This window comes from Streptomyces sp. NPDC005811 (genome assembly GCF_040630405.1).
Taxonomy (GTDB): Bacteria; Actinomycetota; Actinomycetes; order Streptomycetales; family Streptomycetaceae; genus Streptomyces.
In genome coordinates this window covers 45826-71348 of record NZ_JBEXXK010000049.1, presented here as the reverse complement: position 1 = coordinate 71348, position 25523 = coordinate 45826, and the positions used below count along the sequence as shown (strand labels likewise).

The following is a 25523-nucleotide window of genomic DNA, read 5'->3' as shown; positions in this document are numbered from 1 at the left end:
CGTTTCGGTCAACACTCCCCAAACAACCGTCTGTTGCGTAAAGCTTTCCGCTCGTCCGGGACCATGTCCCGGACGTTCTCGATCAGGTATGACCAGCCCGGTCGACCGTTCCTTTACCAACAAGGGATGCCGATGACTTTCACCCCCCAGCGCGAACCGATATCCGGCACCAGACGCGCGGCCCGCATCGCCGCCGCCGTCGGCCTGGTGGCCGCGCTGTCCGCGGCCGGACCGATACCCCTGGCGTTCGCCGCCGACGCGGGCCACGCCCCGGCAGCCGCCGACCCGGGCGTGAAGTCCGCCCACGACAAGCTCGGCTCCGACGACGCCGGACTGCTCGCCGAGGCCAAGGCCGAGGGCGACAAGACCGTCACGATGATGGTCGCGACCGCGCCGGGGAAGACCGAGCAGGTCGCCGAGCAGCTGGACGCGGTGAACGGCGGGATCGTCGGCCGGACCTTCGACAAGGTCGGCTACGTCCGCGCCACCGTCCCCACCGCGAAGGCGGACGCCGCGATCGCCGCCGCCGCGAAGCTGTCCTCCGTGCACGCCATCGACCTGCGCCAGGACATCGCGCTGGACGACCCGACGCCGAGCGCGGACACCGCCGAGGGCGCCAAGTCCTCTTCCAAGTCGCGGACTTACGCCGCGCCGGACAAGAAGACCCCCGCCGAGAACCCGTACAACCCGTCCTTCGAGACGGGCGCCGTCGACTTCGTGAAGAAGAACCCGAAGGCGGACGGCCGCGGTGTCACCATCGGCATCCTCGACTCCGGTGTGGACCTCGCGCACCCCGCGCTGCAGAAGACCACCACCGGCGAACGCAAGATCACCGACTGGGTGACGGCCACCGACCCGGTCTCCGACAGCGACGCCACCTGGCGCCGGATGGTCACCTCGGTCAGCGGCCCGCAGTTCTCCGCGACCCCGGCGAGCACGGGCGTGCCCGAGACCTTCAAGGCCCCGGCCGGCTCGTACAAGTTCAGCTACTTCTACGAGTCCATCACCGCCGGCGGCGACGAGAAGGGCGACGTCAACCGGGACGGCGACACCACCGACGCCTTCGGTGTGCTGTACGACGCGGCCACCGGGACCGTCCGCGTGGACGCGAACGACAACCTCGACTTCACCGACGACGCGCCGATGAAGCCGTACAAGGACGGCTACCAGGTCGGCTACTTCGGCACGGACAACCCGGCGACCGAGGTCGCCGAGCGCATCCCGTTCGTCGTCGAGACCCGCAAGGACGTCGTCTACAACGCCGCCGGGGACAAGGCCGACTACGTCAACATCGGCATCATCGAGTCCGAGCACGGCACCCACGTCGCCGGCATCACCGCCGCGAACAGCCTGTTCGGCGGCCGGATGAACGGCGCCGCGCCCGGCGCGAAGATCGTCTCCTCCCGGGCCTGCACCTGGACCGGCGGCTGCACCAACACCGCGCTCACCGAGGGCATGATCGACCTGGTCGTCAACCGCGGCGTCGACATCGTCAACATGTCGATCGGCGGTCTGCCGGGCCTCAACGACGGCAACAACGCGCGCGCCGAGCTGTACACGCGCCTCATCGACACCTACGGCGTCCAGCTCGTGATCTCCGCGGGCAACGAGGGCCCGGGCGCCAACACCATCGGCGACCCCGGTCTGGCCGACAAGGTGATCTCGGTCGGCGCGGCCATCTCCAAGGAGACCTGGGCCGCCAACTACGGCTCGCAGGTGACCAAGAAGTACGCGCTGCTGCCGTTCTCCTCGCGCGGCCCGCGTGAGGACGGCGGCTTCACGCCGACCCTCGTCGCGCCCGGCGCCGCCATCAACACCACCCAGACCTGGCTGCCCGGCGGCCCGGTCGCCGAGTCGGGCTACACCCTGCCCGCCGGCTACTCCATGCTCCAGGGCACCTCGATGGCCTCCCCCCAGGCCGCGGGCGCCTCGGCGCTGCTGATCTCCGCCGCCAAGCAGAAGGGCATCGCCCTCAGCCCGGCGGACCTGCGCACGGCGCTCACCTCGACGGCCGGCCACATCAAGGGTGTGCAGGCCTACGAGGAAGGCGCGGGCCGCATCGACATCGTGGACGCCTGGAAGGCCATCAGGAAGGGCGCCACCGCCCACGACTACACGGTCAAGGCCCCGGTCGACACCGCGCTCGACCAGGCGCTGAAGACGCCCGGCTTCGGCACCGGCGTCTACGACCGCGAGGGCGGCCTGAAGGCCGGTCAGAAGAAGACCTACGAGGTCACCGTCACCCGCACGACGGGTGCCGACAAGGCGGTCCGGCACGAGCTGAGCCTGGCGAACAACGCGGGCGGCACCTTCCGGATCCTCGGCTCCGACTCGGTGAAGCTGGAGCTGAACAAGCCGGTCACCGTGAAGATCCAGGCCGCCCCGAGGTCCGCCGGGATCAAGAGCGCGATCCTCGAGGTCGACGACCCGAGGACGGAGGGCGTCGACAAGCAGATCCTCAACACGGTCGTCGTCTCCACCCCGCTGAAGTACGCCTTCCACGCCGCGAACACCGTGCAGCGCAACAGCTCGCAGCACTACTTCCTGACCGTGCCCGAGGGCACGAAGTCGCTGGAGGTCGCGATCGGCGGGCTGAAGGACAAGAGCCAGACCCGGTTCCTCTCCATCCACCCCTACGGTGTCTCGGTCGAGGACAACGGCACGCCCTACTGCTACAACAACTACCTCGACGGCAACGGCTGCAAGCCGGACGCCCGCTCCTACGCCGACCCCCAGCCGGGTGTCTGGGAGATCGAGGTCGAGTCGCGCCGCACCTCGCCGCTGCTCGACAACCCGTACAAGCTGGACGTCACCGTCTACGCCGCCGCGTTCGACCCGGCGACCGTGACCGTGCCCGAGGCGAAGGTCGGCGAGCCCGCCGCCGCCTCCTGGAAGGTGACGAACAACTACGCCGCCGTCGACGGCCACCTGGTGGGCGGCCCGCTCGGCTCCTCGAAGACGACCCGTCCGAGCATCGCGCAGGGCGAGGACCAGACCACCACGGTCGACGTCCCCGCGGGCGCCAAGTCCCTCGACGTGAAGATCGGCAACGTCTCCGACGCCTCCGCCGACCTCGACCTCGTGGTCCTGGACGCCAGCGGCAAGCAGGTCGGCATCTCCGCCGACGGCGACTCGGAGGAGGCGGTCTCCCTCCCGTCGCCCGCCGCCGGCACCTACACCGTCGTGGTGTCGGGCTACGCGGTGCCGGCCGGCACGACGGCCTACGACTACCTCGACGTCTTCTACTCGTCCACGCTCGGCACCCTCGCCCTCGACGAGTCCGCGCCGGTGAAGCTGGCCACGGGCGCCTCGGCGCAGGTCTCCGCCGCCGTCACCGCCGCGGCCGCGGCGCCGGAGGGCCGGACGATCTTCGGCCAGGTGCAGCTGGTGAACGCCCGGGGCACCGTCACGGGTCTGGGCAACGTGGCGATCGAGAAGGTCGTCCCGTAACGCCCGCATGAGGACCGAGGGGCGGGTGTCCGGGGGGACACCCGCCCCTTCGTCATTCGCAGGCCGTTCCCGAAGACTGCGGCAGGGCGCCGGTGAGGGACCGGCGCTCGGGCGCGATGTCCCGCTCGCCGACCACCCACACGTCCGGCGAGGACGAGCCCTTCGGCAGCGCGACCAGTACCCGGTCGCCCCGCGCCACCAACGGATCCATGTCCCGTCCCAGCACGAACCGGACCTCCCTCGGCCCCTCCTGCGGCTTGTACGAGTGGGTCACCCGCAGGGTGATCCGCTCGTCGTCCGAGCCGGCCACCGGCTGTACGGCCGTCACCTCGCCCTCGACGACCAGCCGGACACAGGCGAGGTAGCCGGGGTCGCCCAGCATGCCGCCGGCCTCCTCCCCGGGACCCGAGGCGGCGGCCTTCGCCCCGCTGTCCGAGCTCGACCGGACCCCCGCCGCCCCCGAGCCGATCTGCTCCACCACCACCCACCCGGCCCCGAACACCAGGGCAGCGGCAGCGGCGGCCCCCACGGCCCGCAGGGCGAAGGGGCGCAGCCGGGACGGGGGCCGCGGCAGGGGCCGTACGACCGCCCGTGGCGCGGGCTCCTCGACGGGCTCCGTGAGGGCCGCCGCGATAAGACCGAGCTGCTCCCTCAGCACCGCCACATCGGCCGTCGCGGAGCGGTGCGCGGCCAGCCGGGCGGGGTCGGAGCGGGCCTCGTCGGGGAGGGGGTCGCCGGTGATCGCGGCCATCAGGGCGTCCATGCCGTCGTACCCGTCCGGGATGTCGTGCGGCTGTCCGGGCATGTCACACCACCTCGTCCTCGTGCAGGCGGGCGCGCAGGGCCCGGACCGCCGTGTGCAGGCGGCTCTTGACCGTGCCCTCCGGGACGCCGAGCTCCCGGGCGATCGAGGCGACCGGCAGATCGGCGAAGAAACGCAGGACGACGACCTGGCGCTGGGCGTCGGGCAGATCGTCCAGGCCCTGGGCGACGGCGAGGGAGAGCACGCTGGTGTCCTCGCCCGAGGGGTGCTCGTGCTGGCGCAGTGAGGCCAGCCGCTCGCCGAGGCGTTCCTGGCGGCGCCGGGCGCGGTGCCAGTCCATGGCGAGGTTGGAGGCGACGACCGCCGCCCACGCGGAGACGTCCCGCGGCGCCTCCTGCCCCTTGGCGGCCCGCTCCAGCAGCCGCAGACGTACCTGCTGTACCCCGTCCGGCAGGTCCGCCTGCGGCACCCCGCCCAGCGCGAGCACCGCCCGCACCCGGCGCTCCTGCGCCACGTCCAGAGGATCACCTTGGTCGGCCCCCTGGACGCGACGGGCGATTCTGCGCAGCACAGACACCCCTCCCCTCGCCGCGTTTCTCCTACGACGCCGCAGCGGGCGCGAACGTTCGGAGGCGTACGTCACATCCCTGCACGGGGCCGTACGGCTTGCGGCACGACGTGACCGTAGGGCGAATATCTCCAGATCAACAGGGGTGCGACGGAAGTTCCGCAACCGTTGATCAGGTCGGGGCGTCCCAGTCCTCGGGCATGCAGCGCAAAGAATTGGACAGGTGGACCGGGGTCGGCCGCATGATGGAAAAGCCCCGGTCAAGTGTGAGAGTCAGGAGTCGCCGTGAGGGTCGGAATCGTCGGAGCCACCGGTCAGGTCGGCACGGTCATGCGCAGGATCCTCAAGGAGCGGAACTTCCCGGTCACGGAGCTGCGCCTGTTCGCCTCGGCCCGCTCGGCGGGCACCGAGCTGGACGGCGTCACGGTGGAGGACGCGGCGACGGCCGACTACAGCGGCCTGGACATCGTCCTGTTCTCGGCGGGCGGCGCGACCTCGAAGGCGCTGGCGGAGAAGGTCGCCGCGCAGGGCGCGGTCGTGATCGACAACTCGTCGGCGTGGCGCAAGGACCCCGAGGTCCCGCTGGTCGTGTCCGAGGTGAACCCGCACGCGATCGCCGACCGACCCAAGGGCATCATCGCCAACCCGAACTGCACGACGATGGCCGCGATGCCGGTCCTGAAGCCGCTGCACCAGGAGGCCGGTCTGGAGGCGCTGGTCGTCGCCACCTACCAGGCGGTGTCCGGCTCGGGCGTCGCGGGCGTGGCGGAGCTGCACGGCCAGGCGCAGAAGGTCGTCGCCGAGGCGGACAAGCTCACGCACGACGGCGAGGCGGTCGACTACCCCGAGCCGCAGGTCTACCGGCGCCCGATCGCCTTCAACGTCGTCCCGCTCGCCGGCTCGATCGTCGACGACGGTCTGAACGAGACCGACGAGGAGCAGAAGCTCCGCAACGAGTCCCGCAAGATCCTGGAGATCCCGGAGCTCAAGGTCGCCGGCACCTGCGTCCGCGTCCCGGTCTTCTCCGGCCACTCCCTCCAGGTCAACGCCCGCTTCGCGCGTCCGCTGTCCGTGGAGCGCGCCACCGAGCTGCTGGCCTCCGCCGAGGGCGTCGTCCTCACCGACATCCCGACGCCCCTCCAGGCGGCCGGCAAGGACGCGTCGTACGTGGGCCGCATCCGCGCCGACGAGACGGCGGACCACGGCCTCGCCTTCTTCGTCTCCAACGACAACCTCCGCAAGGGCGCCGCGCTGAACGCGGTCCAGATCGCGGAACTGGTGGCGGCGGAGCTGCAGGGCTAGTCCCTGCGACGGCCCTGACGTGGACGAGCGCGCCACGTCGGGGCTCGCGATTTCCGGCATGTGACCCACGAGCTGTGCTACGGTCGTGGTGTTGCAGTTGTGGTACCCATGAACCTATGTGCGCCTGCTGGGAATGTTTTCCTTCAGGCGCATTAGTTGTTTTACCGGCATCTCCGGATGGGGCCTCTGCTTACAGAATGCCTACTGAAGGAGAAAACAATGGCACAGGGCACCGTGAAGTGGTTCAACTCCGAAAAGGGCTTCGGCTTCATCGCCCAGGACGGCGGCGGCCCCGACGTCTTCGCCCACTACTCGAACATCGCGACCCAGGGCTTCCGTGAGCTGCAGGAGGGCCAGCGGGTCTCCTTCGACGTCACGCAGGGCCAGAAGGGCCCGCAGGCGGAGAACATCGTCCCCGCCTGATCGCCGGACGCGTATTCCGCTCACCGGGGTCCGCACCGTCATGGTGCGGACCCCGGTTTGTGCTGTTTCCAGGAAGGCAGACCCCCGCATGTCCCGCAGACCCCGGACAACGAACCGGCGTCCTTCGTCACCTCCCCCGTCCACCTCGTCGCCGAGGGAATTCCGGCTGCCGGAGAGCACGACGCCGGCCCTTCCGGCCGTCGAGGACTTCGCGGCCCTGGACATGCCCTCGGGGCTGCTGAAAACGCTCACCGCGCAGGGCGTGACCGCGCCCTTCCCGATCCAGGCCGCCACCCTGCCCAACTCGCTCGCCGGCCGTGACCTGCTGGGACGGGGACGCACCGGCTCGGGCAAGACCCTCGCGTTCGGGCTGGCGCTGCTGGCCCGTACGGCCGGACTGCGGGCGGAGCCGAAGGCGCCGCTCGCCCTGGTGCTGGTGCCCACGCGGGAACTCGCCCTCCAGGTGACGGACGCGCTGACGCCGTACGCCACGGCGGTGAACCTGCGGCTGGCCACCGTGGTCGGCGGGCTGTCGATCACCAAGCAGGCCGACGCGCTGCGGCGCGGCACCGAGGTGGTCGTGGCGAGCCCCGGCCGGCTCAACGATCTCGTGGAGCGCGGGGACTGCGTCCTCGACCAGGTGCGGATCACGGTGCTGGACGAGGCTGACCAGATGACCGACATGGGCTTCCTGCCGCAGATCACCAAGCTGATCCGGCAGGTGCGGCCCGACGGCCAGCGGCTGCTGTTCTCGGCGACCCTGGACGCCAACATCGACCGGCTGGTGCAGCAGTTCCTGACCGATCCCGTGGTGCACTCGGTGGACCCGTCCGCGGGCGCGGTGACGACGATGGAGCATCACGTCCTGCACCTCCAGGACGAGACCGACAAGAAAGCCGTCACCACGCGTATCGCGGCCCGTGACGGCCGGGTGATCCTCTTCCTCGACACCAAGCGGTCCGCCGACCGGCTCGCCAAGCGGCTGCTGTCCGTCGGCGTCCGCGCGGCGGCCCTGCACGGGGGCCGCTCCCAGCCGCAGCGCAACCGCACGCTGGAGCAGTTCAAGAACGGTCAGGTCACCGCGCTGGTGGCGACGAACGTCGCGGCCCGGGGCATACACATCGACGACCTCGACCTCGTCGTCAACGTCGATCCGCCGACCGACCACAAGGACTATCTGCACCGGGGCGGCCGTACGGCCCGGGCCGGCGGCTCCGGCAGCGTGGTCACCCTGGTCCTGCCGGACCAGAAGCGGGACGTGACCCGGCTCATGTCCGACGCGGGCATCCGCCCCCGGACGGCCCGCATCACGTCGGGCGACACGGAGCTGGCCACCCTCACGGGCGCCCGCGAACCGTCCGGCGTCGCGGTCACGATCGAACTCCCCCAGCCGGCCGAACCGCCCGCGACCCGCCGCCGCGCGGGAACCGGGACCGGCACCGGCACGAGGCGCCGCCGGGGCGCCGCGGGCGGAGCCGAAGGCGCCGCCCCGACCGCGGCACGCGGTTCCACCCGCCGCCCGGCACGGACCGCTCAGACGAGCGCCACGACCGAGACGAGCGGCCGGGTCACCGCCCGCCGGGGCACGGCCGAAGCGGGCGGCCGCGGCACCGCCCGCCGGGCCACCGCCGAGGCGAGCGGACGCGGCACCGCCCGCAGGGGCACGGACGAGGCGGGCGGCAACGCCGCGCGCGGCTCCGGCGGGGCCTCGGGCACCACCACCGGAACGGGCGGCCGCGGCGCTGGCCGCCGAACCGGCTCCGGCACATCCGCCACCACCGCCGCCAAGTCCGGCCGCGGCTCCGGCGGGGCCACGTCCGCATCCGCCGGACGCGGATCCGGCGGCCCCACGACGGGAACCGGGGCCCGCGGCTCCGGCCGCCGGACGGGCAACCGCGGCACGGGAGCCACGGGCAGCTCGGCGGGGACCGGGGGCCGCGGCGGCGACCGCGGGACCACGCGCCGCAGCGCCTAGGTCTCGTCCGCGGGGCAGGCGGGACTCCGCGGACACGGCCTGGCGGCGGCACGCGTCCGAGGGGCAGCGCTTGAAGCCTGAGGGGCAGCGCTCGAAGCTCGAGGGGCAGCGGCTGCCCGGTGCCGGGATGCGCTGACGCATGCGCGTGCAGCCGACCGGCGGTGGGAACCGCTGCCGCTGTGTCTCGGGCCCTGTGCCCCGTCGGCCGCCTGCGCCCTCAGGGGTAGCGCAGGTCAGATCTCGGCGCCCCGTGACGGCGGTGCACGTCGGACCTCGGCTCGGCATCCCGTGACGGCGGTGCACGTTGCTCGGGGAGACCCGGGGGGCGGCAGGGCCGGTCTGTCGGTCGGGCTTCCGGGGCCGTGTCGTTCGTTCTCCGTAGCCGTGCCCCCCTTCGACCCCTTGGGTTCCCCTTCATCCGGCCGAGTCGGGTGGGTGGGTGGGCAGGGCTGTCAGGGAGAGGGTGGCGGCCAGGAGGAGGGGGGCCGTGGGGCCCAGGGTGTCGGACAGGCGGCCTCCCGTGAAGGCGCCCAGTGCGATCGCCGTGTTGAACAGGCCCGCGACCAGTGCGGACGCCGCCTCACGGGCAGAGCGGGGCACCGCGGCCGACAGCCACGTCTGGGCGGACACGGACACCCCGCCGTACAGGAAGCCCCAGACGAGGAGGAGTCCGGCCGACGCGGGCGGCGAGCCCTGCGCCGGGACCAGGAGGGCCATCACCGAGGCCAGGGCCACCGTCAGGGAACAGAACGTGCGGCGCGGGTCGCGGGCCGCGAGGGCACCGGCGACGAAGGTCCCGACGACGCCGACGAGGCCGTATCCGAGGAGGAGCGGGCCGATCTGGCCCGGGCCCAGCCCGGGGACGCGTTCGAGGACGGGGCGGACATAGGTGTACGCGGCGAAGTGACCGGTGACCAGCAGGCCGATCGCGAGCAGGCCGCGGCGCAGGCGCGGGGAGGCCGCAAGCGCACCCAACTCGCGCAGACTCACCGGCCGTTCGGCAGGGAGCGGGGGGAGGGCCGCGGCCAGGGCGGCCGCCACGGCGACCGCCAGGCCCGCCGGTGCGACGAACGCCCAGCGCCAGCCCGCGGCCTCGCCCAGGAAGGTCCCGGCCGGCACCCCCAGCACGGACGCGACCGCGATCCCGCTGAAGACGACCGAGGTGGCCCGCGCGACCGAGGCCGCCGGAACGAGCCGTACGGCGAGCCCGGCGGCGACCGCCCACACCCCGCCGATACAGACCCCGACCAGGGCACGGGCGGCCAGCAGCACGACGATGCCGGGGGCGAGCGCGGACAGCAGATCGGCCGCCGCGAGCAGGAGCAGCAGCGCGCACAGCACCCGCCGCCGGTCGGCCCGCCGCACGGCGACCGGCAGCAGTGGCGCGGTGACGGCGGCGACCAGCCCGGGCAGGGTCAGCGCGAGCCCGGCGGTCCCGGCGGAGACGCGCAGCCCGTCCCCGAGCGCGGTGAGCAGACCGACGGGCAGCATCTCGGTGGTGACGACGCAGAAGGTCGCCCCGGCCAGGGAGAGGACGGCGGCCCAGGGGCGGGCGGGGGCGGAGGATGTGACGGAGGTGGTTTCGGAGGTGTCGGAGGTGTCGGAGGTGTCGGAGGTGTTGTCCGAGGAGACGGGGGTGGGGGGAGTGGAGGACATGCTTCCACCATTCAGCGCCTCGCGTCCGCTTCCCATCCCCGTCCCGGGGAGCGGACGGACCGTCACCCCGGGAAGGCGCCGGTCGCCCCTCCAACGCGCCCGCCGGACCACCCGTAACGTCGTCGCCCCGGGCACCCGACCCGTGGAAGGATGGCGCAACCCACCCATAACGAGGAGATGACCGCGTGCCTGGCACAAACCTGACTCGCGAAGAGGCGCAGCAGCGGGCGAAGCTGCTCACCGTTGACTCGTACGAGATCGATCTGGATCTCTCCGGCGCGCAGGAGGGCGGCACCTACCGGTCCGTGACCACGGTGCGCTTCGACGTCGCCGAAGGCGGTGCGGAGTCCTTCATCGACCTGGTCGCCCCGGCCGTCCACGAGGTCACGCTCAACGGCGATCCGCTGGACGCGACGGAGGTCTTCCAGGACTCCCGGATCGCGCTGCCGGGTCTGCTGGAGGGCCGCAACGTCCTGCGGGTCGTCGCCGACTGCGCCTACACGAACACCGGCGAGGGCCTGCACCGGTTCGTCGACCCGGTCGACGAGCAGGCCTACCTGTACACGCAGTTCGAGGTGCCGGACGCCCGCCGGGTGTTCGCCTCCTTCGAGCAGCCGGACCTGAAGGCCACCTTCCGGTTCACCGTGAAGGCGCCGACGGGCTGGACCGTCATCTCCAACTCCCCGACGCCCGAGCCCAAGGACGACGTCTGGGCCTTCGAGCCGACGCCCCGGATCTCCAGCTACATCACCGCGCTGATCGTGGGGCCGTACCACTCCGTGCACAGCGTGTACGAGAAGGACGGGCAGTCCGTCCCGCTCGGCATCTACTGCCGGCCCTCCCTCGCCGAGTACCTCGACTCGGACGCGATCTTCGAGGTGACGCGGCAGGGCTTCGACTGGTTCCAGGAGAAGTTCGACTACGCGTACCCGTTCAAGAAGTACGACCAGTTGTTCGTGCCGGAGTTCAACGCGGGCGCGATGGAGAACGCGGGCGCGGTCACCATCCGCGACCAGTACGTCTTCCGGTCCAAGGTGACCGACGCGGCGTACGAGCTGCGCGCCGAGACCATCCTGCACGAGCTGGCCCACATGTGGTTCGGCGACCTGGTCACCATGGAGTGGTGGAACGACCTGTGGCTGAACGAGTCGTTCGCCACCTACACCTCCATCGCCTGCCAGGCGTACTCCCCGCAGTCCCGGTGGCCGCACTCCTGGACCACCTTCGCCAACTCCATGAAGACCTGGGCGTACCGGCAGGACCAGCTGCCGTCCACCCACCCGATCATGGCCGAGATCCGTGACCTCGACGACGTCCTGGTCAACTTCGACGGCATCACGTACGCCAAGGGCGCGTCCGTGCTGAAGCAGCTCGTCGCCTACGTCGGCATGGACGAGTTCTTCCAGGGCGTCCAGGCGTACTTCAAGGCGCACGCCTTCGGCAACACGCGCCTGTCCGACCTGCTCGGCGCGCTGGAGGAGACCTCCGGCCGCGATCTGAAGGCCTGGTCGAAGGCGTGGCTGGAGACGGCCGGCATCAACGTCCTGCGCCCCGAGATCGAGACGGACGCGGACGGTGTCATCACCTCGTTCGCGATCCGCCAGGAGGCCCCGGCGCTCCCGGCGGGCGCCAAGGGCGAGCCCACCCTGCGGCCGCACCGCATCGCCGTCGGTCTGTACGACCTCGACGAGGCGAGCGGCAAGCTGGTGCGCGGCGAGCGCGTCGAGCTGGATGTCGACGGCGAGCTGACCGCCGTACCGCGGCTCGTCGGCACGCGCCGTCCGGCGGTCGTCCTGCTCAACGACGACGACCTGTCGTACGCCAAGGTCCGTCTCGACGAGCAGTCCCTCGCCTTCGTCACCGAGCACCTCGGCGACTTCGAGTCCTCCCTGCCCCGCGCCCTGTGCTGGGCCTCGGCCTGGGACATGACCCGGGACGCCGAACTGCCCACCCACGACTACCTGTCCCTGGTGCTGTCCGGCATCGGCAAGGAGTCCGACATCGGCGTGGTGCAGTCGCTGCACCGTCAGGTCAAGCTCGCCATCGACCTGTACGGCGCCCCGGCCACCCGCGAGGCCCTGCTCACCCGCTGGACCGACGCCACCCTGGCCCATCTGCGGACGTCCGCCGCGGGCAGCGACCACCAGCTGGCCTGGGCCCGTGCCTTCGCCGCCACCGCCCGTACGCCGGAGCAGCTGGACCTGCTGGAGGCCCTGCTGGACGGTTCGCAGACGATCGAGGGCCTGGCCGTCGACACCGAGCTGCGCTGGGCGTTCGTGGAGCGCCTCGCGGCCGTGGGCCGGTTCGACGAGGCGGAGATCGCCGGCGAGTACGAGCGCGACAAGACCGCCGCCGGTGAGCGGCACGCGGCGACCGCCCGGGCCGCCCGTCCGACGCCGGAGGCCAAGGCGGAGGCCTGGGCGCAGGTCGTGGAGTCCGACAAGCTGCCCAACGCGGTCCAGGAGGCCGTCATCGGCGGGTTCGTCCAGACCGACCAGCGCGAGCTGCTCGCGCCGTACACCGAGAAGTACTTCGAGGTGGTCAAGGGCATCTGGGAGTCCCGTTCGCACGAGATCGCCCAGCAGATCGCGATCGGCCTCTACCCGGCGATCCAGGTCTCCCAGGAGACCCTGGCCCGGACGGACGCCTGGCTGTCCGCCGCCGAGCCCAACGCGGCCCTGCGCCGTCTCGTCTCCGAGGCCCGCGCGGGCGTGGAGCGCGCGCTGAAGGCCCAGGCGGCGGACGCGCGGTAGTCGTTCGCACGGCAGTCGTTCGCACGGCAGTCGTTCGTACGTCGATGGGGGCGCCCGGTGCCGTACCGGGCGCCCCTTCTCTATGCCTGCGTGCCGGTGAGGGCGGCCAGGGTCGTGCGGAGGTCCGCCGACTCGGGCATGCCCAGGTCGGTGTAGAGGGTCAGGGCCCGTTCGTAGCAGATGACGGCCACGGGGGTGTCGCCGAGGGCGTGGTGGGCGTCCCCCAGACCGCTGTGGGCGCGGGCCTGCTGGCCGGGGTTGCCGATGTCCTCCGCGATGGCGAGGGCGTCGGTGTGGTGGGTGAGGGCGTCCAGGGGGCGGCCTGCGGCCCGGGCGGCCTCGCCCAGGCCGTTCAGCGCCCTGGCCTCGCCGTCCCGGTCGCCGTTCTGCCGGTAGAGGGCGAGCGCCTGCCGGTGGCACTCGGCGGCCTGTGCCGGCCGGTCGAGCCGGGTGTGGACGACACCGAGGCTGTGCAGCGCTCCGGCCTCGCCGTACCGGTCGCCGGTCTCCCGGAGCAGGATCAGGGCCTGTTCCTGGTGGCGGGCCGCCGAGTCGAGCCGGTCGAGCCGCGCCTCGACCGTGCCGAGGTCGTTGAGCGCGTGGGCCTCGAGATACCGGTTGCCGACCGCGCGGAGCAGGGCCAGCGCCTGCTGGAGCCGGTCGGCGGCCTCTCCGTAGCGGCCCAGCTGGCCCTCGACGGTGGCGAGGTCCTTCAGCACGACCGCCTCGCCCGAGCGGTCCCCGGCGTTCCGGTACAACACCAGGGCCTGTTCGAGGAGGCCGACGGCCGACCGGAAGCGGCCCAGGCGCTCGTCGACGAGACCGAGGTTGACGAGGGCGCGGGCCTCGCCGGGCGGGTCGTCGGCCTGCCGGAACAGCGTCAGCGCCTCCTGGAGGTAGCGCCGCGCCGGTTCGTGCCGGGCCAGTTGCCAGTGCGCGGTGCCGATGCCGAGCAGCGCGCGGGCCTCGCTCGCCGGATCGCCGGTCAGCCGGGCGGCGTCCCGGGCGTGCCCGTGGATGGTGAGGCCGTCGGTGTGCCGGCCGGTGATGAGGTGCCGGTACAGGGTGAGGGAGAGCCGGATGGCGTGGGTGGGCCGGCCGTGGGTGGCGGTGTGGGCGGACATCGCCGTCAGACACGCCCGCTCGGCGGTCAGCCAGGCGCGCGCGGCGTCGGGATCGGACAGGTCGGGGGTGGCGGCCTCGGGGGCCGGGGGCCGCAGATGGGCCTCGGCCGGGTGCAGGCAGGTCATGGCCGCGGCCGCGGTGGCGAGGTAGTGGTCGAACAGCCGGTCGAGGGCCGCCTCGCGGGCCTCCGGGGCGTCCTCGGCCGTGGCGAGCCGGGTGGCGTAGGCGCGCAGCAGGTCGTGCATGCCGTAGCGGGTGCCGTCCACGCGCTGGACCAGATGGGCGCGGGCCAGGACGTCGAGGATCCGGCGGGCGTCCGCCGGGTCGCTGCCGGTCAGCGCGGCGGCGGCATGGACGTCGAGGTCGGGGCCGGGGTGCAGGCCGAGCAGCCGGAAGGCGCGTGCCGCGTCCGGCGCCAGCTGCCGCAGCGACCAGGAGAACACCGCGGTGACGGCTGCCCGGGGGTCGCCGTCCGCGTCGAGCAGGTCCAGTCGCCGCTGCTGGTCGGTGAGTTCGCAGACCAGGTCGGCGAGCGCTGTGGCCGGGCGGGCCGCGGCGAGTTCCGCGGCGACCCGCAGCGCCAGCGGCAGCCGGGCGCACTGTGCGGCGAGCGCGTCGACGGCCTCGGGTTCGGCCTCGGCGCGGGGGCCGACGAGCCGGCGCAGCAGGGCGCGGGCGGCGTCGGCGGGCAGCAGATCGAGGTCGAGGCGGTGGGCGCCCTCCCGGGCGACCAGTCCGGCCAGGCTGTCCCGGCTGGTCACCACGACGGCGCAGGTGCCGGTGCCGGGCAGCAGGGGGCGGACCTGCTCGACGGTGGCGGCGTTGTCCAGGACGATCAGCATCCGCCGGTCGGCGACCTCGCTGCGGTAGCGCGCCGCCCGGTCGTCCGGCTCCAGCGGGACGTCCTGGGCCGGGACCCCGAGCGCGGCGAGGAACCGGACCAGTGCGTCGGCGGCGGTCACGGGCCGCTCGGGGTCGTAGCCGCGCAGGTTCACATAGAGCTGGCCGTCCGGGAAGCGGTCCCGGATCCGGTGCGCCCAGTGCACCGCCAGCGCCGTCTTGCCCACGCCCGCCGTCCCGGACACCGCCGAGACCACCACGGCGGACGGCCGGTCCGTCGCCGCGACCAGGATCTTGTCGAGCCGGGCCAGTTCCTCGTCCCGGCCGGTGAACCCCGCTGCCTCCATGGGGAGTTGCGCGGGGATGCTCCTGGGCCGCTGTCCGGAGGCGGGGGTGGCGGTGCCGGAAGCGGGGGTGGCGGTGGTGGAGGCGGGGGTGGCGGTGGTGGTGCCTGGGGCGGGCGGTGTGTGGTGGGTTCCCGGTCCGGCGGCCTTCCCGCCGAGGATCGTCCGGTGTGCCTGCCGTGCCTCGGCCCCGGGGGCGGTGCCGAGTTCCTCGGCCAGCCGCTTGCTCAGGGCGATGTAGCAGGCGAGCGCCTCCGGGGCGCGCCCGGCGGCGTGCAGCGCCCGCATCAGCGCCACGGCGAGCGGCTCGACCAGCGGGTGTTCGGCGACCAGGGCGGACAGCGCGTCGACCACCACGAGGTGCCCGCCGACGCTCAGTTCGGCGTCCGCCCAGTCCAGGACGGCGTAGATCCGCTGCTGCGACCAGCTCTCCCGGGTCCGCGCCGCCCAGTCACCGGGCAGTCCGGCGAGCGGCTCGCCCCGCCACAGTCCCATCGCCTCCCGCAGCACCGTCACCCGCGCCGCGGGGGAACCACCGCTCTGCCGGGCCGTCGCGACCAGACCGCGGAACCGGTGCGCGTCGACCAGGTCCCGCGGGACGTCGAGCCGGTAGCCCCCCGAGCCGCGCACCAGGGGCGGCTGCGCGGGCGCCTTCCCGTCCGCACCGTCGCCGAGGTGCGGAAGCGTCTCCGCGAGGACCCGGCGGATCCGGGCGACATGGGCGTAGAGCGTGGCCCGTACCTGGGCGGGCGGATCCTCGCCCCAGACCCGGTCGATCAGTGTCTCGGCGGACACCCAGCGGCCCGCGTCCACGAGCAGCGCCGCGAGGAGCGTGCGCCGTTTGGCGGGGCCCAGGTCCACCGGCCGGTCCGACACCCATAACTCCACGGGCCCCAGCAGCCGAAATCCCGTCACGCCGTCTCCCCCCTGCCCCGCCCTGCGCCCACCGCGCGATTCCCCATGGCGCGACCCCCATCGCGCGTTCCCCACCGGGCGTCACCCAACCACCGGGCCACCTGCGAAGCAAGGTTCCCGCAAGCTTCTCTGCCACCTCCCCCCGCCATGGTGTCTCCGGCACCACCGCACCACCGCACTGGAGAAACGGCCGGCCCTCCCCGGCCCCACGAGCAGCAGCGTGCCGTACGGGGGACGGCACGCTGCTGCTCTGCTGCCGCTCTGCTGCTCTGCCGCTCTCAGCCGACGTGGGTGGCCAGCGCGGCCTCGACCGCGGGCGCGTCGGCGGCGTCGGACGCCCAGGCCACGTATCCGTCGGGGCGCACGAGGAGGGTCGTACGGCGGTCGCTCACCCAGTGCCCGACCGAGAGCCGGTCCTCGCGGGCGGAAGTGCGCTCGGCGGTGCCGGCCGGGGTGATCAGGACGAACCGGCCGCCGCGCAGGGCCTCGTGGAGGCGGCCGCCGCCGGCCAGCGCCACGTCGGGGACGCGGGTTCCGGTGAGGCGGTGGGAGCCGCGCGGGGCGGGGTAGCGGTAGCCGATGCCGGTGATCCGGCCGACCGCGCGGCGGCGGGCGGGGGCGACGGTGTTCAGGACGGTCGTGAGGCCGCCGCGCAGGGCGAGGGTCCAAGGGCGCTTGGCCATCGCCAGCCGGACGATCCCCCCGCTGCTGCGGAGCACGGACTTGCCGACGGGGTGACGTTCGGCCTGGTAGGTGTCGAGCAGGTCCGGGCCGCTGCGGCCGTGCAGCACCTGGGCGAGCTTCCAGCCCAGGTTGGCCGCGTCCTGGAGTCCGGTGTTCATGCCCTGGCCGCCGGCCGGGGTGTGCACATGGGCGGCGTCGCCGGCCAGGAAGACCCGGCCGACGCGGTAGGCGGGCGCCTGCCGCTCGTCGCTGTGGAAGCGGGACATCCAGCGGGCGTCGTACATCCCGAAGTCCCGGCCGAGGGCACGGCGGGTGATCTCCTTGACCTCCTCCAGGTCGAGGGGCTCGCTGTCGGGGACGTCACGGGCGCGGTTCCAGCCGATCACCCGGTAGTAGCCGTCACCGAAGGGGGCGAGGAAGGCGAAGGCGTCGCCGACGGTGTCGACGGTGAGCAGCGACTCGGGCTCCTGCGCGAGCCGGACGTCCGCGAGGACGACGGAGCGGATGACGGAGCGGCCGGGGAAGTCCAGTCCCAGGGCGTTCCGTACGGCGCTGCGCATGCCGTCGGTGCCCACCGCGTACGCGGCGCGCAGCTCCCCGGTGTCCCCGGCGGGCGTGCGGACGGTGACGGTGACCCCGTCCGCGTCCTGCGCGAGGCCGGTCACCTCGGTCTCGTACCGGAACACGACCCCGGCCTCCGTCGCCCGCCGCAGCAGGGCCTTCTCCACCTCGTACTGCGGGATGACGAGGAGGTGGTTGAAGCGGGAGGGGAGGGTGTCGAGGGCGATGGTGAGCCGGCCGAAGAGCCGGAGGCGGTCGAGGGGGCGGCCGGCCTGCTCGACCTCGTCGGCGAGCCCGCGGGCGTCGAGCTGTTCGAGGGTGCGGGCGTGCAGGACGAACGCGCGGGAGAGGTTGCTGATCTTTTGGGGGCGCTTTTCGAGCAGGGTGACGGGGACGCCGGCGGCGGCGAGGTCACCGGCGAGCAGGAGACCGGTGGGTCCGGAGCCGACGACGATCACGTGGCCGGTGGGGTCGGTGGGGCCGGTAGTACCAGTGGTGCCGATGGTGTCGGTGGTGCCGGTCATCTCGACCTCCTGGGATGCCAACGCTCGTTGGTCAACATGTGTTGGTCAACGCTTGTTGGCAAGCGTAGGAGCCGCCGGACGGCATGTCAACACGCGTTGGCCAACACCTGTTGACCAACGCTTGTTGACCCACACTCGTTGGCCTACGCTCGTTGACATGAAGGGCAGCAACAGCAGCAGCACAGATTCCGCTTCCGGTTCCGGCACCCCCCGCCGGCGCTCCGACACCACCCGCACCGCGATCCTCGACGCCGCCCGCGAACGCTTCGCCGCCGACGGCTACGAGAAGGCGACCATCCGCGCCATCGCCAAGGACGCCGCCATCGACCCCTCCATGGTCATGCGCTACTACGGCAACAAGGAGGGCCTGTTCGCGGCGACGGTCTCGGTCGACCTGAAGCTGCCCGACCTCTCCGCGCTCCCCCGCGAGGACACCGGCCGCGCCCTCGTCACGCACTTCCTCGCCATGTGGGAGCGGAACGAGGTGCTCACGGCCCTGCTCCGGGTCGGCGTGACCAACGAGGCGGGCGCCGAACGCATGCAGGGCATCTTCCGCGACCAGCTCCTGCCGCTCGCCCGCACGGCCTGCCCCGACCCGGAACAGGCCCCCACCCGCGCCGCCCTGGTGGCGACCCAGCTCCTCGGCCTGGCCCTGACCCGCTACGTCCTGCGCCTCCCTCCCACCGTGACGCTCCCCCGCGAGGAACTCGTGGCCTGGCTGTCCCCCACGATCCAGCGCTACCTGACGGCACCCCACCCATAGCCCCGACCGAAGCCGGATCAGCGGGCATCACGGACGAGCACGTCATGATGCCCGCGCAGGGTCATGACGGATCGCACCAGCAGCTTCACGCGATCGACCTCGCCCCTCAGCCCCGGCCGCTCCGCCTCGCCGAGCCGCCACCGCGCTTCGTCCACGGCGGCCAGCGCGATCATCGCCGACCGGTCCCCCTCGGAGCGCCCTTCGGTCAGCCGCTCGACCTTCGGGATCAACTGCTCCAGGTGAACGCGGAAGTCGTCGCCCAGGAGCTTCGCGGTCTGATGCCGTGGCAGGGTCTCCTGGGCGAGAAGCCAGGAGGCCGCGGCACGCACCAGCGACCCGGCCGACGGCGAGGTTTCCACCGCGGACCCGGAGGCGGCGACCACGCCACCCTCCGCTTCCGCCGACCCGCCGGAGGCCGACCTGAACAGCGCCCAGACACCAGATCCTCTCCGTCGACGGTGAACCGGTCGAACTGGTGAAGTCCTCCTACCCGTCGGCCATCGCCCGGGGAACCGCCCTCATGGACAGGCGGAAGGTCGGGGGCGGTACGCCGACGCTCCTCGCCGGACTGGGCTTCCCGCCGCTCCGGAGCACGGACCGGGTCTCCGCCCGGGTGCCCACCCAGGAGCAGTACCAGGCACACAGGCTGCTGATCGAGGCGACCGTCATGGTCAAGGCCGGCCATCTGTACGAGCTGGAGTACGAGTTCACGCCCGGATGACCCCACGGTGACGGAGGTGAGTGGTTGAGGCTGATGAACCCAACCAACCGAAGCTCAGTGAACCGCTCGCCCACGCGCGACCGGGCGACACGGTGCACACCTCCGACGCGGCCAGAGCTACGCCCTGCGCGTCAGTACCACCCCGGCCATCCACCGCCGGCCCCTGAGGCCGCGGCCGGTGCGTGGTTTGACGCCCCCTTTAGTTAACCGCTATCTATTGAGGGCCGTTGGGGAGGGGGATGGATGCAGGACGTGGTGCTGGCGCTGCTGGTCAAGGAGCCGTCGCACGGTTACGACCTGCGCAGGCGCCTGACGGCGGCACTCGGGCCGCTCGGGGAGACGCTGAACGCGGGGCAGGTCTATGTCACGCTCACCCGGCTCGAGAAGGCCGGCCTGGTCGTCCAGGTGCGCGAGGAAGCGGCGGTGCGCGGCCCGCGACGCAAGGTGTTCGCGCCGACCGCGGCCGGGCACGAGCGGGTGGCCGTGTGGATGGCCGAGAGCATCGGGCCACGGGCGGATGTGACGGAGTTCCATCTGAAGCTGGTGGCCGCCCGCGAATCCGGCACGGCCGATCCGCTCGCGCTCGTGAACGCGCGTCGGCGGGAGCTGATGAGCGGCCTCGCCGAGGCCCAGCGTGCCGCCCTGGCCCACGACACGGGTTCGGAGGCCGGGCTGCTCCTCCAGGGCGTCGCACTCCGGTTGCAGGCCGATCTGCGCTGGTTGGAGGCATACGAGCGGGCCTGGTCCGGCCGTATGCCGCGGGGGAAAGGCAGAGGAGACGGATGACGAGAGACGGTCGGCGAAGCCGGCTGCGACGGCGCGGTACGGACGACGGCGCGGAAGCGGTCCGGCCCGGTGCGGCAGCCGGGCCGGTGCTGCGCGCGGTCGGCCTGGCGCGTGTGTACGGCGAGGACGAGAGCGCGATATGGGCCGTCGACGGCGTCGACCTCGAGGTCCCCGCCGGGCAGACGCTCGCCGTGATGGGGCCCAGCGGCTGCGGCAAGTCCACGTTGCTCCAGCTGCTCGGCGGCCTCGACCGGCCGACCGAGGGCGAGGTGTGGCTCGGTGCGCAGCGCATGGACGACCTCGGCGAGCGGGCGCTCGCCCGGTTACGGCGCCGCTCCCTCGGGTTCGTCTTCCAGGCCTACCATCTGGTCGACGAGCTGACCGCGGCGGAGAACGTCGAACTGCCCGCGCTGCTCTCCGGCGCCTCGCCCCGCGCCGCCCGCCAGCGCGCCGCCGAACTCCTCGACCAGGTCGGACTCGCCGACCGGGCCCGGCATCTGCCCTCACAGCTGTCCGGCGGGCAGCGGCAGCGGATCGCCATCGCGCGCGCCTTGGTCAACAAGCCGCTGGTCGTCCTCGCCGACGAGCCCACCGGAAACCTCGACAGCGCCGCGACCCAGGATGTCCTCCGGCTCTTCGCCGACCTGCGCGCCGCGGGCCAGACCCTGATCCTGGTGACCCACGACGAACGCGTCGCCGCCACCGCCGACCGCGTCGTCTCCCTGCGCGACGGCGCACTGGCCGACGACACGCCTCTGGGGAGCGACACCGGCACCGCACGGCTCGGCGCTCTGCTGAATTGGGAGAACTGACCGTGGGGTACCTGCTGTTGACGGGGCGTCTGGTGCTGCGCGACCTGCGCCGCCGCCCGGGCGAGGCCCTCGTCTTCCTGCTCGCCGTCGCCGTCGCCAGCACGAGCCTGATCCTCGGACTTGCGACCGGTAACGCCGTGGACAACGGGTACGAGAGGACGCGCGCGGCGACCGCGGGGCCCGACATCATCGCCACCACGACGGCCGCCGATCCGTCCGGCGTGGCCGCACGCCTCGCGGACACTCCCGGCGTGGCCGAACAGGCCGATCCCGTCTTCGCGTTCGACACGTACATCAAGGTCCACGGCAAGAGGGCGCACACCGCGGTCGAAGGGCGCGACACCTCTCAAGATGCCGCGGTGGACCAGCCGCTGGTGACCTCCGGCACCTGGGTACGGCCCGGCGGCACGGTGCTCGAACGCGGCTTCGCGAAAGCACTCGGCGTGCGCGTCGGTGACCACGTCACCGTCGGCGGACGCGACTATCCGGTGGTCGGAACCGCGATCAGCGCGGCCACCTCGGTGTATCCGTGGAGCGACGACGCGCAGGGACCCGGGACGTCCGACTTCGGCGGCAGGATGTGGCTGACCACCGCGGACACCCGCGAGGCGGCGGGCGACGCCCCCGCAGTCCACTTGATCTATCTGAAGCTGGACGATCCCACCGCGACGCAGCGCTGGATGAACACCACGTTCGCCCGCTGGAGCGAGACCGACGGCTGGGTCAACACCCACGGCTGGCAGGACGTCCTCCAGACCGACAAGGCCATGATCAGGGACATCCAGCCCGCCCTCGTCGTCGGCGGCTGGCTGCTCGCCGCCGCCGCGATCGTCACCCTCGCCGCGCTCGCGACGGCACGCGCCGCCCGGGACAACCGGCGTGCCGCACTGCTCAAGGCCGTCGGTGCCGGACCCGCCACCGTCACCGCCGCCCTGCTCGCGCAGTACCTCCTGCTCACCCTCCTGGCCACCGCGATCGGCCTGACCTCCGGGACACTTGCCGCGCCCCACCTGGTCGACCCCAGCGCCGGACTGCTCAACACCGTCGGCCCCCCGGACTTCGGGTCTCTCTTCGCCGCGGTCCTCCTAGCCGCCGTCGTCGGGGTGACGGGCGCGCTCCGCCCCGCCCTGCGCGCGGCCCGCACCAGTACCGTCGACGCCCTGAGCGACCCGGCGCATCTGCCCACGCGACGCCCCCGCCTCAATGCCGTGACGGCGTATCTGCCCACCTCACTCCTGCTCGGCATCCGGCTGCTCGCACGCCGGCCCGGCCGTGCCGTCCTGGCCGGTGCGGGCACGGCCGCCACCACGCTCATGGTCACCGCCCTGCTCACCTGGCACACAGAACTCGCCACTCGGCCCGACTTCACCCACTTCGGCCCCATCGACGTACGGGCCGACCAGACCGGCCGGGTGCTGCTCGCCGTCACGCTCGTGCTCGTGGCGATGTCCACGCTCAACACCGTGCTCCTCGGTCTGACCACCGCCGTACAGGCCCGACGCGCCCTGTCCGTCGCCCGCACCCTCGGCGCCACCCCCGGCCAGGTCGTCACCGCGCTCTGTGTGGCCGGGCTCCTGCCCGCCGTACCCGGGATCGCGATCGGCATCCCGGCCGGTCTCGGCCTGTACTGGCTCTTCGGCACCCAGGTGACGCCCCCGGGAGCCTGGCTGCTCGCCACCGCGCTCGCCATCCTGCTCGCCGTCGCCGTGCTCACCGCACTGCCCGCGTGGGCCCACACCCGCAGCCCGGTCGTGCGCGGCCTCGACGTCGAGCCCGCCTGACGGCCCCTTCACCCGTACCGCCGATCAGTCGTCCTCGTCCTCGGCGACTGCCCGGCGCCGAAAAGACGCCGCCCCCGTCGCCCGGGCGCAGGAATTGCGCAGGCGATGGGGGCGGCGGCCTCAGGTGAAGTGGGGTGCCGTGGGGCGGAAGGTCAGGCCTTGGCCTTGGCCCTGCCCGGCTTGAAGACGCGGTGGTCGGGGTTGGACTTGTCCAGGACCATGACCAGGCCGGTGATGACAGCGAAGATCACGATCGGGAGCACGACATAGAGGCCCAGCGTCTCACCGACGCTCAGGCCGGTGCCGGGGTCGTCGCCGTCGTCGCGGGTCAGCGCGAGCGCGGGGGACGACATGAGCAGCATCATCAGCGTCGTACCGGCAGCCAGGGCGCCGGCGCGCAGGGCGTTCTTCTTGTCCACAGAGCAAAAGTAGCGAACGCCTCGCGGGGCCGCGCGCCCGGGGTGCCCGTACGGGAGTCCGTCACTCCCGCGCGGCCTCCCGGAGGACGTCGAAGAGCGTGTGCAGACGGGGCGCGGCGGCCAGTTCCTCCAGGGGCATCGGGCGGCCCCCGCCGTCGGCGATCGGCAGGCGCCAGTTCGGGTACTGGTCCCAGGTGCCCGGCAGGTTCTGCGGGCGGCGGTCGCCCACGCCGTCCGGGAGCCAGACGCCGATCATGCGGGCGGGGGTGCGCAGCAGGAAGCGGTGCAGGGCCTGGACCTCGGCCTCCTCGGAGGAGCGGTCCCCGCCGCCCGCGCTTCCGGACAGCAGCCCGAGGCGGGTGAGCAGGGCCAGCCACTCCCCCGTGTCGGCGGCGGCCTCCGCGCGTTCCTCCTCGAGGGGCCGGGTGAGCAGGCCGAGGCGGTCGCGCAGTTCGACGTGCTCGCCGGTGAGCCGGGCGGCGGTGGACGGCAGGTCGTGGGTGGTGGCGGTGGCGAGGCAGTCGGCGCGCCAGCGCTCCGGGGGCAGCGGGCGCCCGTCGCCGTCCCAGTCCCGCTCGAACCACAGGACGGACGTGCCGAGCACCCCGCGGGCGCGCAGCGCCTCCCGGACGCCCGGTTCGACGGTGCCCAGGTCCTCGCCGATCACCACCGCGCCAGCCCGCGAGGCCTCCAGCACCAGCACGGCGAGCATGGCCTCGGCGTCGTAGCGGACGTACGTGCCCTCGGTCGGCGCCTCCCCCTGCGGGACCCACCAGAGCCGGAACAGGCCCATGACATGGTCGATGCGCAGGGCACCGGCGTACCGGAAGAGGCCGCGGAGCAGGAGGCGGTACGGGGCGTAGCCCGACTCGGCCAGGCGGTCGGGGCGCCAGGGCGGCAGGCCCCAGTCCTGGCCGCGCGCGTTGAAGGCGTCCGGCGGGGCGCCGACGGACATCCCGGCGGCGAAGTACTCCCGCTGCGCCCAGGCGTCCGCGCCGGACGGATGCACCCCGACCGCGAGGTCGTGCACGATCCCGATCCCCATCCCGGCCTCGCGCGCGGTGCGCTGGGCGGCGGTGAGCTGGGCGTCGGTGAGCCAGGCGAGCCGGGAGTGGAAGTCGACCCGGTCCATCAGCTCGCGCCGGGCGCGGGCCGTCCCCGCCGAGCGGGGGTCCCTCAGCTCCTCCGGCCAGTCGCTCCACCGCGATCCGTGCACCTCGGCGAGCGCGCACCAGGTGGCGTGGTCCTCCAGCGCCTGCCCCTGCTCGGCGAGGAAGTCGCAGTACGCGGCCCGCCGGCCGGGCCCGAGCGGCACCGCGGCGACCAGCTCCAGCGCCTGCCGCTTGGCCTCCCACACGGCGTCCCGGTCGATCAGCTCCCCCTTCTCCAGCACCGACTCCCGCAGCCGGGCCCCGCGCTCCGCCGCCGTACGGTCCTCGACGTACGCGTACTCGGGGACCTCCTCGACGCGCAGATGCACGGGGTCGGGGAAGCGGCGCGAGGACGGCCGGTACGGCGACGGATCGGTCGGCGCCCCCGGTACGGCCGCGTGCAACGGGTTGACCTGCACGAACCCGGCGCCGAGCACCCGTCCTGCCCAGTCCGCCAGCTCCCCGAGGTCACCGAGGTCGCCCATGCCCCAGGAGCGGCGGGAGAGGAGGGAGTACAGCTGGACGAGGAGTCCGTACGAGCGTTCCGGCGGCGTGGGCAGCCGGGGCGGGGCCACGACCAGGTGGACGCGGGCGGTGCGGCCGTCGGGCGCGGTGGCCGTCAGCCGGTGCACGCCGGGCGGCAGCCCCTCGGCGGTGGCGCGGATCTCGCCCTGCTCGGTCTCGACGTGCAGCCGGGTGCCCTCGGGGAGGGCGGCGAGCGCGTCGCACGGGCCGCCGCTCCAGCTCACGACCGTCGGCGGCAGCAGGCGCGCGGCCAGCTCGCGCTCCCGTGCGCCGAGCGCGTCCCGCACGGCCTGCGGGGTGTCCGCGTCGACGCCGAGCGCGGCGAGCGCGCGGGTGACGGCGGCGGGCGAGGCGGTGACCGTGCGGTCGGGGGCGGGCCGGTAGGAGGTGGCGACACCGTGCAGCGCGGCGAGCCGGGCGAGTTCCTCGCCGAGGGGTGCGGTCATCTAGGGCCTCGTGGTGTCGGTGTCCACGGCGGCGAGCGGCGGCTCGCTGGTGAGGGGTTCGGCGTCGGGCAACGGGGGCTCGCTGGTCAGCGGGGCCTCCGCACAGGCGCCTTCGGCGCTGAAGGCGCCCGGGCGGGGTTCGTCGAGCGGGTCGGCGGAGGCTTCCGCCGTACGTTTGGAGGGGGCGGGCGCGATCACGGTGGGCTCCTCGTGGGGCAGGGCGTCGGTCATCGCAG

18 protein-coding genes and 1 pseudogene are annotated in these 25523 nt (G+C 73.2%); 10 read left to right on the top strand and 9 right to left on the bottom strand.

Annotation, left to right across the window (positions count from 1 at the left end; genetic code table 11):
* Positions 1–132 precede the first annotated feature (132 nt).
* Positions 133–3450: a S8 family serine peptidase gene (locus ABZ490_RS39215; protein ID WP_359001799.1), complete on the top strand. Its 3318-nt coding sequence runs from the start codon at positions 133–135 to the stop codon at positions 3448–3450.
* A 52-nt stretch (positions 3451–3502) separates the two neighbouring features.
* Here the strand turns inward: ABZ490_RS39215 and ABZ490_RS39210 are convergent, their stop codons facing one another.
* A complete protein-coding gene (locus ABZ490_RS39210; RefSeq protein ID WP_359001797.1) occupies positions 3503–4255 on the bottom strand; it encodes a hypothetical protein in 753 nt (250 codons plus the stop codon).
* 1 nt (position 4256) lies between these two features.
* The gene (locus ABZ490_RS39205; protein ID WP_359001795.1) at positions 4257–4790 is read right to left on the bottom strand and encodes a sigma-70 family RNA polymerase sigma factor; all 534 of its coding nucleotides are present in this window, start codon (positions 4788–4790) and stop codon (positions 4257–4259) included.
* 276 nt (positions 4791–5066) lie between these two features.
* Between ABZ490_RS39205 and ABZ490_RS39200 the strand changes: the two genes are divergently transcribed.
* From ABZ490_RS39200 to ABZ490_RS39190, 3 genes are all read left to right on the top strand, one after another.
* A complete protein-coding gene (locus ABZ490_RS39200; protein WP_359001793.1) occupies positions 5067–6083 on the top strand; it encodes an aspartate-semialdehyde dehydrogenase in 1017 nt (338 codons plus the stop codon).
* A 219-nt stretch (positions 6084–6302) separates the two neighbouring features.
* Positions 6303–6506, top strand: a complete 204-nt coding sequence (locus ABZ490_RS39195; protein ID WP_020943502.1) for a cold-shock protein — start codon at positions 6303–6305, stop codon at positions 6504–6506.
* Between the two features lie 88 nt (positions 6507–6594).
* Positions 6595–8481, top strand: coding sequence for a DEAD/DEAH box helicase (locus ABZ490_RS39190; RefSeq protein WP_359001791.1), 1887 nt, complete (start codon positions 6595–6597; stop codon positions 8479–8481).
* Positions 8482–8895: 414 nt separating this feature from the next.
* Here the strand turns inward: ABZ490_RS39190 and ABZ490_RS39185 are convergent, their stop codons facing one another.
* Complete coding sequence (locus ABZ490_RS39185) at positions 8896–10137, bottom strand: MFS transporter (protein WP_359001789.1); 1242 nt, start codon at positions 10135–10137, stop codon at positions 8896–8898.
* Positions 10138–10322: 185 nt separating this feature from the next.
* Here ABZ490_RS39185 and pepN point away from each other — a divergent pair, with 185 nt between their 5' ends.
* The gene (gene pepN / locus ABZ490_RS39180) at positions 10323–12890 is read left to right on the top strand and encodes an aminopeptidase N (protein ID WP_359001787.1); all 2568 of its coding nucleotides are present in this window, start codon (positions 10323–10325) and stop codon (positions 12888–12890) included.
* A gap of 80 nt (positions 12891–12970) precedes the next feature.
* On the opposite strand, the gene ABZ490_RS39175 is transcribed toward pepN, so the two are convergent.
* Positions 12971–16114: a tetratricopeptide repeat protein gene (locus ABZ490_RS39175; RefSeq protein WP_359001784.1), complete on the bottom strand. Its 3144-nt coding sequence runs from the start codon at positions 16112–16114 to the stop codon at positions 12971–12973.
* 278 nt (positions 16115–16392) lie between these two features.
* Complete coding sequence (locus ABZ490_RS39170) at positions 16393–17883, bottom strand: FAD-dependent monooxygenase (protein WP_359001781.1); 1491 nt, start codon at positions 17881–17883, stop codon at positions 16393–16395.
* Between the two features lie 157 nt (positions 17884–18040).
* On the opposite strand from ABZ490_RS39170, the gene ABZ490_RS39165 reads away from it, so the two are divergent.
* Positions 18041–18646 (top strand): TetR family transcriptional regulator, encoded by a 606-nt coding sequence (locus tag ABZ490_RS39165; RefSeq protein WP_359001778.1) that lies wholly within the window; start codon positions 18041–18043, stop codon positions 18644–18646.
* 17 nt (positions 18647–18663) lie between these two features.
* On the opposite strand, the gene ABZ490_RS39160 is transcribed toward ABZ490_RS39165, so the two are convergent.
* Positions 18664–19029, bottom strand: a complete 366-nt coding sequence (locus ABZ490_RS39160) for a DUF6415 family natural product biosynthesis protein (protein WP_359001775.1) — start codon at positions 19027–19029, stop codon at positions 18664–18666.
* 50 nt (positions 19030–19079) lie between these two features.
* Here ABZ490_RS39160 and ABZ490_RS39155 point away from each other — a divergent pair.
* From ABZ490_RS39155 to ABZ490_RS39140, 4 genes and pseudogenes are all read left to right on the top strand, one after another.
* A pseudogene (locus ABZ490_RS39155) lies at positions 19080–19367 on the top strand (GntR family transcriptional regulator); the annotation flags it as partial.
* Between the two features lie 243 nt (positions 19368–19610).
* Positions 19611–20153 carry a PadR family transcriptional regulator gene (locus ABZ490_RS39150; RefSeq protein WP_359001772.1) on the top strand — a complete coding sequence of 181 codons (543 nt, stop codon included), beginning with the start codon at positions 19611–19613 and terminating at the stop codon, positions 20151–20153.
* Complete coding sequence (locus ABZ490_RS39145) at positions 20150–20965, top strand: ABC transporter ATP-binding protein (RefSeq protein ID WP_359001769.1); 816 nt, start codon at positions 20150–20152, stop codon at positions 20963–20965. The genes ABZ490_RS39150 and ABZ490_RS39145 overlap by 4 nt, the downstream gene beginning before the upstream one ends.
* Positions 20966–20967: 2 nt before the next feature.
* On the top strand, positions 20968–22746 hold the full coding sequence (locus tag ABZ490_RS39140; protein ID WP_359001766.1) for an FtsX-like permease family protein: 1779 nt from the start codon (positions 20968–20970) through the stop codon (positions 22744–22746).
* Positions 22747–22898: 152 nt separating this feature from the next.
* On the opposite strand, the gene ABZ490_RS39135 is transcribed toward ABZ490_RS39140, so the two are convergent.
* The 3 genes from ABZ490_RS39135 to ABZ490_RS39125 form a co-directional block, all read right to left on the bottom strand.
* Positions 22899–23165 carry a hypothetical protein gene (locus ABZ490_RS39135; protein WP_359001763.1) on the bottom strand — a complete coding sequence of 89 codons (267 nt, stop codon included), beginning with the start codon at positions 23163–23165 and terminating at the stop codon, positions 22899–22901.
* A 61-nt stretch (positions 23166–23226) separates the two neighbouring features.
* Positions 23227–25287: a 4-alpha-glucanotransferase gene (malQ, locus tag ABZ490_RS39130; protein WP_359001760.1), complete on the bottom strand. Its 2061-nt coding sequence runs from the start codon at positions 25285–25287 to the stop codon at positions 23227–23229.
* Positions 25288–25518 carry a hypothetical protein gene (locus ABZ490_RS39125; protein WP_359001757.1) on the bottom strand — a complete coding sequence of 77 codons (231 nt, stop codon included), beginning with the start codon at positions 25516–25518 and terminating at the stop codon, positions 25288–25290.
* Positions 25519–25523 lie beyond the last annotated feature (5 nt).

Bases quoted from the DNA above. Each gene is read 5' to 3' on its own strand.
- ABZ490_RS39215 (WP_359001799.1), top strand. From the start codon at position 133: ATGACTTTCACCCCCCAGCGCGAACCGATATCCGGCACCAGACGCGCG.
- ABZ490_RS39210 (WP_359001797.1), bottom strand. From the start codon at position 4,255: ATGCCCGGACAGCCGCACGACATCCCGGACGGGTACGACGGCATGGAC.
- ABZ490_RS39195 (WP_020943502.1), top strand. From the start codon at position 6,303: ATGGCACAGGGCACCGTGAAGTGGTTCAACTCCGAAAAGGGCTTCGGC.
- ABZ490_RS39190 (WP_359001791.1), top strand. From the start codon at position 6,595: ATGTCCCGCAGACCCCGGACAACGAACCGGCGTCCTTCGTCACCTCCC.
- ABZ490_RS39185 (WP_359001789.1), bottom strand. From the start codon at position 10,137: ATGTCCTCCACTCCCCCCACCCCCGTCTCCTCGGACAACACCTCCGAC.
- ABZ490_RS39170 (WP_359001781.1), bottom strand. From the start codon at position 17,883: ATGACCGGCACCACCGACACCATCGGCACCACTGGTACTACCGGCCCC.
- ABZ490_RS39165 (WP_359001778.1), top strand. From the start codon at position 18,041: ATGAAGGGCAGCAACAGCAGCAGCACAGATTCCGCTTCCGGTTCCGGC.
- ABZ490_RS39150 (WP_359001772.1), top strand. From the start codon at position 19,611: ATGCAGGACGTGGTGCTGGCGCTGCTGGTCAAGGAGCCGTCGCACGGT.
- ABZ490_RS39145 (WP_359001769.1), top strand. From the start codon at position 20,150: ATGACGAGAGACGGTCGGCGAAGCCGGCTGCGACGGCGCGGTACGGAC.
- malQ (WP_359001760.1), bottom strand. From the start codon at position 25,287: ATGACCGCACCCCTCGGCGAGGAACTCGCCCGGCTCGCCGCGCTGCAC.
- ABZ490_RS39125 (WP_359001757.1), bottom strand. From the start codon at position 25,518: ATGACCGACGCCCTGCCCCACGAGGAGCCCACCGTGATCGCGCCCGCC.